Origin of the sequence: Aquimarina litoralis (assembly GCF_019295435.1) — a bacterium.
Taxonomy (GTDB): domain Bacteria; phylum Bacteroidota; class Bacteroidia; order Flavobacteriales; family Flavobacteriaceae; genus Aquimarina; species Aquimarina litoralis_A.
Window position 1 is genome coordinate 155,824 of record NZ_WEKL01000107.1, and the last position, 15,537, is coordinate 171,360.

Genomic DNA, 15,537 nt, shown 5'->3' on the forward strand with positions numbered 1-15,537 from the left:
ATTTATAATACTAATTAACAAATGTTTTCGTTCTAAACTATTATATTACAGTGAAAATCGTCCCTTAACACTAATTAAACCTATTGCCTATGATCTCTGATACTTCTTGTAACTTAGCATCGTTAGACCCTTATATTCCTACAGCAGAGAATCCTTGGAATGTAAGTAAAATTAATCATTTATACCGTAGGGTCTCCTTTGGAGCCACTAAGGCTCAGGTAATTGATGCTTTAAATCAAAACAATCCTTCAGGCTTGGTTGACACGTTAATAGACCAGGCTTTAGCACTAGTTCCTACAGCTGCACCCGAATGGGGTTTCTGGAATCGTGATCAATTTGAAGCTGCAGAAATGCTAAATGAGGACAATGATGTTAATTTTTACCGTGAAGAAGGTAAAAGACAAATGATTTATGATTTCTTACAAAATGGTTTAAGAGATCGATTGACTTTATTCTGGAGTAATCACTTCGTTACAGAAGATAGAATGTATCGAAGTCCAGCTTATCAATACCAATATTATAATCTTCTTCAATTTCATGCATTAGGAGATTTTAGACAATTTGTATATGATATAGGAATTTCTTCTGCAATGCTGGTATATCTTAATGGAGACGAAAACACTAGAGATCGCCCGAATGAAAATTACGCCCGTGAATTATATGAGCTATTTACTTTAGGGGTAGATAATGGATATGACGAAAATGATATTTTGGAAACTGCCAAGGCTATTACAGGTTGGGTAGAAACCAATGACATTCCTTGGGGACCAATTACTTTTAATCCTGGTCAGTTCAGTAATGACACTAAAACTATCTTTGGTCAAACTGCAAATTTTGGTTATTATGGTTTAGGAAGCGAAGATGATGTGATAGCGCATTTATTTACGCAAAGAGAAACGCTCATCGCAAACTTTATCTGTGGTAAATTATACACTTATTTTGTGAGTCCTACATGTAATGAGGCCATTGTTGCACAGATGGCTCAAACATTTATAGATAACAACTTTCAAATTGCACCTGTTTTACGTCAACTTTTTAAAAGTGAGCATTTCTTTGATTTAGAAGCAATAGGGGCGATTATCAAAAGTCCGATTGATTTATTTGTTTCTCATTTTAATCAGTTAAACTTTGAGGCACCACCTTCTTTAGCCACATTGAACTCTTTATTAGGAAGAACAAGTACAATAGGTCAAGAAGTACTTAACCCTATTGATGTAGAAGGATGGCAAGGAGATGAAGATTGGATCAGCCCAGATTACCTAATCGGTAGATGGGAAGGCGTACAAAACATTGTTAATACGTTTTATGCTCAAAATCAAACACAATTCGGTGATTTTCTAAATGGTCTTCCGATTGGAACGCTAGCAGATGGCTTTGTAAATAATACGCTACAAGGAGAACAAGTAAATGTAGTTGTAAAAGCCATTTTAGATTACTTTTTACCACGAGGTTTAGAAGACCAAACGCTATTCGATGAAGCTCTAGCAATATTCAAGGAATTTTATCCTGAGAATTACTATGAGCCTGACGCTGTTGCTCCATTTCTTTGGACATTAGATTTGTCAGGTGTTCCTGATCAATTTTATGCGCTACTTAGTCACATTGATGAATTGCCTGAATTCCAACTTAAATAAAAAACCTATGTGCGATACACACCACCCCAACAATAATATAAAGACAAACGTAAAAGAAGGCGTTTGTAATACAGAAGATCACAAAAAATGGAATCGTAGATCTTTTCTACAAGCACTTGGGCTAGTAGGAGGAGGTTCTATGATGTTAGCAAATACCAACCTTACGGTTTCAAAACCTTCACCTCTTTCAGTCGCTTTAAGTCAAGCTGAAACTGATAATATATTAATCATTTGTAGACTTGGAGGAGGAAATGATGGTTATAATACGATTATTCCGGTAAATCAATATGACATTTATGCAAATGCCAGACCATTGATTAAAATTCCTCCTAGTGAATTCATTAATCTCGAAGAAAATGAATATGCTATGCCCAAACCCATGAATAAATTAGAAAATTTATGGGGAGATGGACAAATGAGGGTTGCTCACGGAGTTGGTTATCAAGATCAGACTTTATCTCATTTTAGAGGAACAGATATATGGGCAAATACAAATCTTACTGAAATAGAGCGATCTGGTTTTATGGGTCGATATTTTCAAGAATTATATCCAAGTTATATAACAAATCCACCTGAGAGCCCGCCATCAATTCAGATTGGTAGCATTGGGAATCTTATTTTTAGAGGACCAGAAAATGACTTTTCTTTTGCCATTTCAGATCCTAGAAGATTAGAAGCCTATATAGAAAATCAGGGATATAGTTTAGATCCTTCTCCAGAATGTACTTATGGAGATCGATTGAATTTTATAAGAGAAAGTACCAATGTAACATATACCTATGCCGAAGCAATCTCTGCAGCTTTTAATAGATCCACTGATTTTGGAGGATATTTGGAAGATGACAATTTTGCAAGGCAAATGCGAATTGTTGCTCGTTTGATAAAAGGTAATTTAGGTACTAAAGTGTATATGGTAACCCTTGGTGGTTTTGATACACATAACAATCAAATACAAAGACATCAACAGCTATTAAATTCTTTTTCTGAAGGAATTAGTAATTTTTATGCAGATCTTCAAGCTTCTGGATGGGATGATAAAGTCCTTACAATGACAATCTCTGAATTTGGGAGAAGATTAGTTGAAAATGGTTCTTTAGGAACGGATCACGGTACAGTAGCACCAATGATGTTCTTTGGTACAGGATTAAATGGAAACGGTTTTGTGGGGGAACATCCTACACTTCCAGATAATCCTTCAGTAGGTTTCAATGCCGAGAGTACCAATGATTTTAGGCAAATATATTCGACTGTAATGAAAGAATGGTTGTGTATAGATCCTAGTACAGTAAACAACGCATTATTGGGAGCAGAGTTTGAATCTTTGGATTTAGGTTTTTCTTGTGGTGGTGTTAGCCCGAATATTCCGGGAGATGGAGAAACACTTTCTCATATCGTGACTTATGATGGAGGTCAAACCTTTATAAATATTAATAATCCTGAAACTACTCACGTTGATATTACCTTGTTTAATATTATTGGTCAAAAAGTAGCAACACTAAGAAATGAGATGCTTCTCGAAGGAGAACATGTGATTGATGTAAAAGCTTCTTCAGGAACTAGATTAAGCACTGGTCAATATGTATATAGAATTGAAACGGGAACTGGGGAGTTTAGTAGATCTCTATTGATTTCCTAGAACAAACAAACATTTAAAAATTCAGTAAAAAAAGACACTTTTTGGTTACCCAAAAAGTGTCTTTTTTTACAACCCACTACAGATACTAGCTGAACCTAAACGGATACTAGATAAGCTGTAAAAAAAATACTGTTATTGCGTAATTTATAACGTTTTTTATTTTAAAAAAACAACTCCAAACAATCACTCGCTTTAATCAAATTAATAAAATTCTTAACTAACTCAATCTATTTATGACAACAACAAATACTTCATGTAATGTTGCTTCATTAGATGTCTATTCACCTAACAATTCAAATCCTTGGAATAGACAAAAAGTAAATCATTTATATAGAAGACTTGGTTTTGGGGCAACACCACAAATGGTGAATAATGCTCTCAATCAAAGCCCTTCTAACTTAGTTGATAATCTTATAGATGAAGCGTTGAACCTCAATCCTACTCCAGCTCCCGAATGGGGATATTGGGTAAAAGATGATTTTGATGCCACTCCGGATAATCCATTTGTATATCGTAGAGACTGGAAAAATCAGATGGTAGCAGATATGTTCCAAAACAACCTAAGAGATCGTCTCACATTATTCTGGAGCAACCACTTTGTAACCGAAGATATTAACTACCAAAGTCCTGCATATTTATTTCAATATTACAATCTTCTACAATTACATTCTATTGGTAATTTTAAGGAATTTACTTTCGACATAGGGCTCTCGTCTGCAATGTTGATTTATTTGAATGGTTACGAAAACACCAAGAATAAGCCTAATGAAAATTACGGACGAGAACTTTATGAACTTTTCACTTTGGGTGTTGACAATGGATATACTCAAAATGATATTGTAGAAACTTCCAGAGCATTAACGGGATGGAATAAAAGAGAGCAAAGATGGGGTCCTATAACTTTTGATGCTAACAAATTTGATAATGAAGACAAAACTATTTTTGGTCAAGTAGGAAATTGGGATTACACGGATGTAATTAACATTTTATTTGAACAACGTCCACAGCAGATAGCAGAATTCATTTGTGGTAAATTCTACCGTTATTTTGTAAGCCCTGTTGTAAATCAAAATATTGTTAACCAACTCGCTCAAACTTTTCTTGACAATAATTTTGAAATTGCTCCAGTGCTTAGAAGGCTTTTTAAGAGTGAACACTTTTTTGATGAAAAAACGTATGGTGTTCACATTAAGAGTCCAGTTGATGTACAAATCAATTTCTTCAAAGATCTTGATTTTGAATTGCCTGAAGATTTTGGATTTAATAACAAAATTCGAGGTGGTTGTCAGGAATTAGGGCAAGATCTTCTAAAACCAGTTGATGTTGCAGGTTGGCAAGGAGATAAAGATTGGATCGATTCAAGTACCATGACCACAAGATGGGATAGACTAGGTTGGTATATTTGGAGAGCTTGGAGACATAATGAGGAACAATTTAGGGTAATCGCTAAAAGTATTTTAGGTGGCAACTCTGATGATGTAGTCCTAGTTTCAAAAGCTATCATGGATAATTTCCTATCCAAGGAACTTATTAATGACACAGAATATACTCAAGGTTTAGAAATTTTTAAAGATCAAGTTCCAGAAAACTATTTTGAAGATGGCACTTGGGATCTTGATTGGAATACTGTTCCAAGACAGACGTACCAACTTTTACAATTTCTAATAAAAATTCCCGAATTCCAACTTAAATAAAACATCATGTGCGATACTCATCATAAAAATTTTACTCCTCAACCAGGGAGTTGTAATACCAAAGAACATAAAAAATGGAATCGTCGTTCATTTTTACAAGCCTTAGGGATTGTAGGTGGAGGAACAGTTGCATTTGCCAATACGGCTTTATCAGTATCTAAACCTTCTCCTCTATCCGCTGCTCTTAATGACACAGAAACAGACAGAGTACTTGTTATCGTTAGGCTTAAAGGAGGAAATGACGGATTAAATACTGTGATTCCATTAAACCAATATGATTCCTATGCCAACGCTCGTCCTAACATAAGAATTAGAGAAAATCAGCTATTCAATCTTACCGATGAATACGGAATGCCGAATTATGCAAATAAATTCGAACAATTATGGGGGAATGGTCAAATGAAAATAATCCATGGTGTTGGATATGAACAAAGTGCATTATCTCATTTTACAGGTTCAGATATTTGGGCTACATCGGATGTTACAGATCAAGAAACATCTGGATGGATGGCGCGATATTTTGAAAACATATACCCTGATTACTTACTAAATCCGCCGGAAAAACCAGCGGCTATACAAATTGGAAGTAGTGGTAATTTAATTTTCAATGGAGATCAAAACAATTTTGCTTTTTCCGTAGCAGATCCAAAAAAACTTTTCGAAATTGCCCAAAATGGTGCATTATATGATCTAAACAACTTACCGGATTGTACTCATGGTGAAAAAGTTGGATATCTCAAAGGAGTAGCTAATACCACATTTACCTATGCAGGTGTTATTAACGAAGCCTATGAAAGCACATCTGATTTCGGAAATTATCCTGACAACAAACTTTCTCAACAATTAAGTGTGGTTTCACGACTTATTAAAGGAAATTTAGGAACGAAGGTATACTTTGTGACGCTAGGAGGTTTCGACACACATAATGATCAATTAAACAGACAAGAACAACTGATTACACAATTATCAGAAACCATGGAACATTTCTATAAAGATCTTACGGATGCTGGATGGGATGACAAAGTACTTTCAATGACAATTTCGGAGTTTGGTAGAAGAGTTAAAGAAAATGGTTCTCGTGGTACAGATCATGGTACCGCTGCACCAATGATGTTATTTGGAACGGGCTTGGATGGTAATGGTTTTATTGGTGAGCACCCAGACTTATCCAACCTAAACCAAAATGGAAATCTATACAATACCAATGATTTTAGACAAGCGTATGCTTCAATTATGAAAGAGTGGTTATGTGTAGACAGCGGTTTAGTTGATGAAATTTTGCTTGGCCAAGAATATAACTCACTTGATTTAGGCTTTAATTGCAATAGTTTAGGTACAGATGATAATGATGGAGACCTGCCACCAACCTTCGAAAACTTTAATCACACTGTTACTTACACAGACAATCAATCTTATATTCATATTACCAATGCTCAAGCTGGTCATACAAATGTGGATTTATATAGTATGTCTGGACAAAAAATTGCTAATCTAAAAAATGAAGTACTTTTAGAGGGAGAACATGTCATTAACGTGAAAGAAGCCGCAAAAACTACCTTATCAGAAGGTTTTTATGCGTATCGAATTACTAAAAACAAAAAAAGTTACAGTAAACCTGTTCTGATTCTATAATTGAATCAGAGCTTTTAAATAAAAAAACAGTATTTATTTCCTTAATAAATACTGTTTTTTTATTTGTATTCGTCATTATTTCAACTAAATAAAACAAGGATAACTTTAGTATATATTTTATTAGAAGGCAATTAGATTAATTACTTAAAGCTTTCTTATTTTATCAAGGTGTTTATTACCTTTGTGCCTCATTTTTACAAGCATTATGAGCACACCAAAAAGATATACAATCACGTCGGCTTTACCATACACAAATGGTCCTATTCATATTGGTCACTTGGCRGGAGTTTATGTTCCTGCTGACATTTACTCAAGATATCTTAGAATCACTGGAAATGATGTTGCCTTTATTTGTGGTAGTGATGAGCATGGTGCAGCAATACCAATGCGAGCTAAAAAAGAAGGAGTTTCTCCTCAGGTCATTATTGATAAATATCACGCAATTATCAAAAAGTCTTTTGAAGATTTTGGTATTACATTCGATAATTACTCTCGTACCTCTGCTCCTATACATCATGAAACAGCATCAGAATTTTTCAAGAAATTATATGATGATGGAAAATTTATAGAAGAAACCTCTGAGCAATTGTATGATCCCGAAGCGGATCAATTTTTAGCAGATCGTTTTGTTATTGGCACATGTCCAAAATGTGGTCATGAAGAAGCATATGGAGATCAATGTGAAAACTGTGGAAGCTCATTGAATGCAACAGATTTAATTAATCCAAAATCTACCATCTCTGGCGCAAAACCAACATTAAAACAAACCAAGCATTGGTTTTTACCATTAGATCAATATGAAGATTTTTTGAAAGAATGGGTTTTAGTAGGTCACAAAAAGGATTGGAAAACGAATGTATATGGTCAAATAAAATCGTGGGTTGATGATGGGTTAAGACCAAGAGCCGTTACAAGAGATTTAGATTGGGGAATCCCTGTTCCTGTTGAAGGAGCAGAAGGAAAAGTATTATATGTATGGTTTGATGCTCCAATTGGTTACATTTCTTCTACCAAAGAATGGGCTGAAAGAGAAGGAAAAGATTGGGAACCTTATTGGAAAGACAAAGACACTAAGCTTATTCATTTTATTGGTAAAGATAATATCGTATTCCATTGTATTATTTTCCCGAGTATGCTAAAAGCAGAAGGAAATTATATTTTACCTGAAAACGTACCTGCCAATGAATTCCTAAATTTAGAAGGAAACAAATTATCTACTTCCAAAAATTGGGCGGTATGGCTTCATGAATATTTGGAAGAATTTCCAGGAAAACAGGATGTACTGCGATATGTACTTACAGCAAATGCACCAGAAACGAAGGATAACGATTTTACATGGAAAGATTTTCAAGACCGAAATAATAATGAATTAGTTGGAAACTTCGGAAATTTCATCAATCGTATTGTGGTACTTACGAATAAATATTATGATGGTATTGTACCTACTCCTAATGAATTTTCGGATTTAGATTTGCAAACCTTAACCGAATTAAGAGCGTATCCGAGTGTTATTGGAAGTTCTATAGAAAGATATCGTTTTAGAGAAGCGAGTCAGGAGTTATTAAACGTTTCCAGATTAGGAAATAAGTACCTTGCTGATGAAGAACCTTGGAAATTGATCAAAACGGATCCAGAGCGTGTTAAAACAATAATGTATGTAGGGTTACAAATAGCATCTGCTTTGGTAACTTTATCAGAACCGTTTTTACCGTTTACCTCAGAAAAATTAAAGAACATATTAGCAATCACTTCTGATGAATCTGTAATTCAATGGAATGAAATTGCTACAAGAGAAGTTTTATTAGCTGCTGGTCATAAGATTGAAAAAGGTGAATTATTGTTTTCTAAAATTGAAGATACTGATATCCAAAAACAACTAGACAAACTAGAAGCTACTAAGAAAGCAAACGAAGCTGAAAACAAAGTTGTAGAACCACAAAAAGATACGGCTACATTTGAAGATTTTACTAAAATGGACCTTCGTGTCGGTACGATTGTAGAAGCTGAAAAGATGCCGAAAGCTAAGAAATTATTAGTTCTTAAAGTAGATACTGGAATTAATACCAGAACGATCGTTTCGGGAATTGCAGAACATTTCAAGCCCGAAGATCTTATTGGTAAAAAAGTAACTGTTCTTGTAAATCTTGCACCAAGAAAATTAAGAGGTGTAGAAAGCGAAGGAATGATTCTTATGACAGAGACTCCAGATGGCAAATTGGTATTCCTTAATCCAGACGAAGACGGTGTAAAACCAGGTGCGGTAATTAACTAATAAAAAGCTGATACATAAAAGCTTTTATAAAAAAGGGGGTAACATTTACCCCTTTTTTTATTATTCAGTCTTCTCTTCTTCCAGATCCTTTCTAAGATCCAGTTTTCTAAACGCTGGAGAGAGTATAGAAGTAAGAATCACGGTAAGCAATGTCATACTACCTCCAAAAACCACTGCTGTTACAGTTCCCATATATTTAGCTGTAATACCACTTTCAAAAGCACCTAATTCATTAGAAGAACCTACAAATATTGAATTTACAGACGACACTCGTCCTCTCATATGATCTGGTGTTTTCAATTGAAGGATCGTCTGGCGTATCACCATCGATATACCATCAGTAACACCACTAAAAAAGAGCGCTACGACCGATATCCAAAAAACGGAAGAAAGTCCAAATACTATAATACAGATTCCGAATCCGAAAACAGCGAGTAGTAACTTTTTCCCAGCATTTTTATTAATTGGAAAATAAGCCGTAGTAAACATAATGATAAATGCTCCAACCGCTGGAGCCGCTCTTAAAACACCAAATCCTTGTGGACCTACCTTAAGAATATCTTGGGCAAAAACTGGCAATAAAGCTACTGCTCCACCAAAAAGAACAGCGATCATATCTAGTGTAAGTGCTCCCAGTACTGCCTTAGTTTTAAAAACAAATTGAATTCCCTCTTTCAAACTTTTTAATACTGGTTCTCCTATATTAGGATTCATAATTGGTTTTTTAGGAATTCTCATCAAGCAAATAAATGCAAAGGTCGCCCAACCTACGATTACCAACATAGACCAATTTACTCCAATTAAATTTATCATAAAACCCGCTAGTGCTGGCCCTAGTACTGCGCCGACTTGCCAAGTCGAACTACTCCAAGTAGCAGCATTTGGATATATTTTTTTAGGCACTAACAATGCTAAGAGGGAAAATATTGTTGGACCCAAAAAAGCGCGTACGATTCCACCACAAAAAACCAGCGCATAAATCCCAAACAACATGGCAGACTGTTCCATCGAATCTATAATACTTGGATTGGTGAGAAAAAATAATCCAAGACTAATACACAAAAAACCTGCAATACAAATACTAAGCAAATTCTTTTTTTCTTTTTGATCTACAATGTGACCTGCAAATAAAGCCAAAGATACAGCAGGAATAACCTCCATAAGACCAATAATACCCAAAGAAAGAGGATCTTTTGTAATGCTATAAACCTGCCATTCGACAACAATAAATTGCATGGTCCAAGCCATGACCAAAGAAAAACGCAATACTAAAAAAATACTAAATTCTTGATATCGTAATGCCGAATACGGATCATTTTTCATTAACAGCCCAATTTATTCTGGTAAAGATATGTATTACATTAAAATTTACCTTGACACAAAAACTTAAAATCCTAGCAATAACAAAAAAGATAGTATATTCGTTTGCTTTATTGAACTTATCATTGCTATAGATCAAATGCTAAAAATAGCATATCATCCTATATACAAACATCCTTTACCGGAAGGACATCGATTTCCGATGATTAAATATGAGCTTCTTCCTAGACAATTACTGCATGAAGGTACTTGCACTAAGGAGAATTTTTTTACCCCGGAAATTCCTGATAGTAAGCCAATTTTAGCAGTTCACGATACAGAATATTACAATCAATTAACTTCGCTTTCTTTAGATCGTAAAGCCATAAGAAAAATAGGGTTTCCATTATCTCAAGAGCTTGTAGATAGAGAAATTATCATTGCAGATGGAACGTTGAAAGCCTCTGAATATGCTTTACAGCATGGTATTGCTATGAATATCGCTGGAGGAACACACCATGCTTATACAGATCGTGGAGAAGCATTTTGTCTGTTAAATGATCAAGCAATTGGTGCTAGGCAATTACTATCTAAAAACCTAGTACAAAAAGTTTTGATTGTAGATCTAGATGTGCATCAAGGTAATGGAACAGCAGAAATTTTTGAGAAGAATCCAGATGTCTTTACGTTTTCTATGCATGGCGCTAGTAATTATCCTTTTAAGAAGGAACAATCTGATCTCGATATTCCTTTAGCAAATAATACTGGTGACGATGAGTATTTGAATATTCTAAAAGAAACATTACCAAAACTCATCGAAGATCAGCAACCTGATTTTATTTATTATTTATGTGGTGTTGATATTCTAGCCTCGGATAAATTAGGTAAACTTGGATGTACGATTGAAGGATGCAAAGAAAGAGATCGATTTGTTTTGCAAAATTGTAAAGATCTTGAAATTCCGGTAATGTGTTCTATGGGAGGCGGCTATTCTCCTGATATTAAGGTTATCATCGATGCTCATGCCAATACTTTTAGATTGGCACAGGACATTTTCTTTTAGAAATTATACCTAGAGACGCTTACACATATTTAGAATATCATTTCCATGATCAAAATGGAGAAGTGATAAAATAAATAATCCAAACCCAGCTTACTATAGTAGGCTGGGTTTTTTTATACCCAGTATTTATTTTCAACAAATACAATTAATCTAATATTGAGGGCTGAGGCTCTCGAAGCCCAACACCCAACACCCAACACCTCACTCCTAACACCCAACACCCAACACCCAACATCTAACTCCCAACTCCCGACATCTAAAAACCCTCTCCAAAAAAATATTTCAAAAAAACACAAAATCGAGGTAACACTTCCTCAATAAATGACACATAGTTAATATAAGGGAGAGTTTTCTTTCGAACATTCTCCTAAAGGAAACAAAAAAGTATAGTAAATAAATCAGTGAATTTTATGAGAAACATTGTAAAGTGTCTCACGCTCTTTTTGATGGTAGTGAGATTTGGGTATGCACAATTAGGAGATGATGGTAATGCTTCTTCTGCATTTGATTACAGTGCAGAATTAGCAAGAAACATATCCATTCCTAATGCACCAGAAGCAGCCGCTTTTATAAAGTATGGGAACATTCCTTTAAATCATTATACCGGTACTCCTTCTATTTCAGTACCTATCTGTCAAGTAGCTGGTAAGCGTTTTTCGCTTCCTATCAGTATGACTTATGATGCCTCAGGAATCAAAGTCAATCAATTAGCTACCAATGTAGGATTGGGTTGGAACCTGAATTACGGAGGTGTAGTTTCTAGACAAGTTCAAGGATTACCAGATCAATCTTCTGGTTCTTATGTACATATCACAGACGTAGGGACTCGAAGAGGTTTGGAAGCAGTATACGACAGCCCAAGAATTAATGGATTCTCCAATGCAGAAGATCAATACTATGCAGATGCTTTATTGACAAACTACAACCTAAACAGAATCGATACACAAGCGGATACCTTTAGCTTTTCAATTAACGGCTTATCGGGTACCATTGCCATCAATTATGATGTCACTGAAAATGGAAAATATCAAGTATTCTGTATTGAAGATCCTACGCTAAAAATCGATTATACCATTACAGGAAGTGTCTCCAAAGAAATCACTTCTTGGACACTAACCGATACCCAGGGAACTATCTATACCTTTGCTAAAAAAGAATATACCAATAGTGCGTATTCTGCAGGAGCACTTAATGAATATGAATATCAATATGTGTCCTCTTGGTACATTTCTGATATCAAAACAGCAGATACAGAAGATCATATCACATTTGCATATGATGCTGGACAGTATTACACTCAGGAAGTACCACTTCCTTTACAAACCATGACACAATTCTATTTTCATCCGGTTACTGGGAATAGAATAGAGGAACAAATTAGTCAGCATAGTCAAACACTTTACAAAATAAAACAGTTCAACCTGTTAGCAATCTATCATAATAATAAACAAATCGTGGCGCTGGAACATAACCACGCTCGACAAGATTTACCAGGAAGATCGGCTATTACCGGTATAGAGGTATTCAATACGGTAGGACAAAAGATAAAAGATGTTGACTTTAGCTATTCCTACTTTACTGCTACCACTAATGGAAGTAGTTTTGGAAACAAACGTCTAAAATTAGATGAGATTAGAGAGGTAAATGCAGCGGATAACACTCAAGATAAAGTACATAGTTTTGAATATCACAATCCCAACAGCTTACCTCATATTGCCAGTGGAGGCGCTGATCTATGGGGATATCAAAACGGAAGTAATAGCAATAGTATTACTGAATATTTCAAAGCCAAAGCGCCTGGAAATAGCTTAAAATATAATGAGCAATATGGAATCAAATCCATAGACCTAAACTATATAGGAGCAAATCGTTCTGCTGTTCTTGCAAATGCTATCAATGGAACGCTAAAAAAGGTCACCTATCCTACTGGTGGAAGCACCACATTTACTTATGGATTGCATAGAGGACTTAAAGAAGAAGATAGTGAAGATGGCTTATTTACGGATTATGTGACAGTAATAGGTGGTCATGATAGTTCCTCTACTGAAGATGTAGCTAATTGTGGCAATGATGATATCGGGCAATTACATAGTTTCCAAAATGCTGTAAAAGGTGGATTTACAATTGATGATAGAAATAAAAATATACCTATTGTATTTGATGTTGAATATATAAGCAACAATGGTGGTGTCAACAATAATGAAGTTCGGTTTATAGCGATTTACAAATCCAGATTTGGAACAGGATGTGTAACAAGACTATGTCCTGAAGGACTGCTACAACCCCATGGTTGTTCTTTAAGCGTTCCAGGAGATACTTTTGAAGATTGTGATAACGGATTTCCCGCAAAATCCTATTGTGAGTTGGTAACCATGGGGCCTAATCATCCTGATGTGATGTATATGTCTTCCAATCCAGGAGCAGATTTCACACTAAGCCTTCCTAAAGGAGATTATAGAATTCTTATGGTAAATGGGAAAGAGAATTCTTCTTTAAAAGTGACCTATAGTTTGATTAGAGAGAATGCTTTTTTTATAAACAATCAAGTAGGTGGATTGCGATTACTTAAAACTGAAAGTACTCCAAACAGTAGCGCTACTCCAATCACAAAATATTATTATTATGATGCCATTGCTGAAAATCAAGCTGTAACATTAGGGATGATGGAAAACCAAATCTCATCTTCTGGAGTGATTCATCAAAAATTATTGTTTTCGGAAACAAAAAGAGACTACGGACGTTTTACAAGTTTGAATCTAACGAATCCCATCTCTCATTTTAAATTCTATAGTAGTAACCTAGCTCCAAAAACAAAGTATAACATTACCTATTCGAACGTATCTGAAGTCAGGTTTAGAGGAACCACTTATGAAGGACATACTACCTATACCTACCACAATACTGATGAAGGTATTCTCAGTGCTTGGAGTCCTTTTATAACAAGATATCACCTCAATGGAAAAGTAAAAACAACTTCCCATTATGATGATCAGAAAAAAATGGTGCAACAGACTACTCAAACGTATGCACAAGAAACCTTAAGTAACAGCATGCCTCAYAATGGAGTATTTATGGTACCAGATGAGACCTATAGTAGTGGGTGTAAATTAAAAACACAAAGCGGATCTAATTTCTATATCTCCGTAAGTCAAGGAACAGGAGGACCTAATCCGTGTTTTGGTTTAGGAGAAGCTGTTTCTATGAGTACTTTTATTGCTAATAAATATCGTTTCACTCCTGTATGGGTACGATTGGAAGAAACCATCGACAAGCAGTTTTTTGAGGATCAAATCCTGGAAAAGAAAACCAATTACTTCTATGATAATGCTACTCATAAACAACTCACCAGAACAGAGACGATCCAAAATAATGGAGAGGTTACCATCTCTAAATTGTATTATCCACAAGATAGATCGCAGTTAGGAACCCTAAGTACCAATGCTAATAAAGCCATTGATAAGATGATTACTACCCATCGTATCGGGATGCCTTTGCAAGTAGAAGCATATTCCAAACGAGGAAGTACAACTTCTTTACTTTCTAAACAACGAACCGATTATCGATTATGGGGAAGTGCAAAAAAGATATTTCCAGAGTTTGTATACACAGCCAAAGGAACAGCAGCTCTAGAAAAACGAATGCAATATCATAATTATGACATCTATGGAAATCCTTTAGAAGTCTCACAAACTGATGGCACACATTCCATATACATCTGGGGATATAATAATCTATATCCAATTGCTAAAATTGATAATGCTACCTATAGTGGAATGCCTGGAGATGTGACCAGTTTGATCAATACCATAAGAGCTAACTCTAATACTGAAAACACCCTTGGAGAAGAAAACGCGATGAGAGGGCAGTTCGAAACGCTGCGAACTAAACCATTCTTCGCTAACGGACAAATGAGTTATTATCTCTATGATCCAATGGTAGGTGTAAAAAGTATGACCGATCCTCGTGGATATACCATGTTCTATGAATATGATACCCTGAATCGATTGTCTAAAGTAAAAGATCAGGATGGAAATATCCTTTCAGAGAACACGTACAATTATAAAAACAATTAATACAGAACACAACATGAAGACATTACAAAAATTAATGACCGTAGTTGCTGTATTAGTAGCTACCATAACAAGTGCACAGACAACATCAGAAAATTATGTACAAACCACCGCTTATCAAACCGAAGTGCAAGACGGACAACAATCACAGGTATTAGAAAGTGATAAGATAGTATCGGTAAACTATTTTGATGGATTAGGAAGAGCCAAACAATCTGTAGCCGTAAGAGCTGGTGG

The 15,537-nt window shown here is 35.2% G+C and carries 9 protein-coding genes; 8 read left to right on the forward strand and 1 reads right to left on the reverse strand.

Going from position 1 to position 15,537, the window contains the following annotated elements; genetic code table 11:
- Positions 1 to 89: 89 nt before the first annotated feature.
- The 5 genes from GBO31_RS24005 to metG all read left to right on the forward strand — a co-directional run bounded on the left by GBO31_RS24005 (position 90) and on the right by metG (position 8,868).
- Positions 90 to 1,634: a DUF1800 domain-containing protein gene (locus GBO31_RS24005; protein ID WP_219011168.1), complete on the forward strand. Its 1,545-nt coding sequence runs from the start codon at positions 90 to 92 to the stop codon at positions 1,632 to 1,634.
- Between the two features lie 7 nt (positions 1,635 to 1,641).
- Positions 1,642 to 3,270 carry a DUF1501 domain-containing protein gene (locus tag GBO31_RS24010; RefSeq protein WP_219011169.1) on the forward strand — a complete coding sequence of 543 codons (1,629 nt, stop codon included), beginning with the start codon at positions 1,642 to 1,644 and terminating at the stop codon, positions 3,268 to 3,270.
- Between the two features lie 233 nt (positions 3,271 to 3,503).
- Positions 3,504 to 4,964, forward strand: coding sequence for a DUF1800 domain-containing protein (locus GBO31_RS24015; protein ID WP_219011170.1), 1,461 nt, complete (start codon positions 3,504 to 3,506; stop codon positions 4,962 to 4,964).
- A gap of 6 nt (positions 4,965 to 4,970) precedes the next feature.
- Positions 4,971 to 6,596 (forward strand): DUF1501 domain-containing protein, encoded by a 1,626-nt coding sequence (locus tag GBO31_RS24020; RefSeq protein ID WP_219011171.1) that lies wholly within the window; start codon positions 4,971 to 4,973, stop codon positions 6,594 to 6,596.
- Positions 6,597 to 6,801: 205 nt separating this feature from the next.
- Complete coding sequence (gene metG, locus GBO31_RS24025; protein WP_246615978.1) at positions 6,802 to 8,868, forward strand: methionine--tRNA ligase; 2,067 nt, start codon at positions 6,802 to 6,804, stop codon at positions 8,866 to 8,868.
- A gap of 60 nt (positions 8,869 to 8,928) precedes the next feature.
- On the opposite strand, the gene GBO31_RS24030 is transcribed toward metG, so the two are convergent.
- Positions 8,929 to 10,191 (reverse strand): MFS transporter, encoded by a 1,263-nt coding sequence (locus GBO31_RS24030; RefSeq protein WP_219011172.1) that lies wholly within the window; start codon positions 10,189 to 10,191, stop codon positions 8,929 to 8,931.
- Positions 10,192 to 10,327: 136 nt separating this feature from the next.
- On the opposite strand from GBO31_RS24030, the gene GBO31_RS24035 reads away from it, so the two are divergent.
- The 3 genes from GBO31_RS24035 to GBO31_RS24045 all read left to right on the forward strand — a co-directional run.
- Positions 10,328 to 11,230, forward strand: coding sequence for a histone deacetylase family protein (locus tag GBO31_RS24035; protein WP_219011173.1), 903 nt, complete (start codon positions 10,328 to 10,330; stop codon positions 11,228 to 11,230).
- A gap of 410 nt (positions 11,231 to 11,640) precedes the next feature.
- A complete protein-coding gene (locus tag GBO31_RS24040; RefSeq protein ID WP_219011174.1) occupies positions 11,641 to 15,303 on the forward strand; it encodes a hypothetical protein in 3,663 nt (1,220 codons plus the stop codon).
- Positions 15,304 to 15,316: 13 nt separating this feature from the next.
- Positions 15,317 to 15,537, forward strand: a 221-nt coding sequence (locus GBO31_RS24045) for a hypothetical protein (RefSeq protein ID WP_219011175.1), incomplete at its 3' end; no start/stop codon positions are given.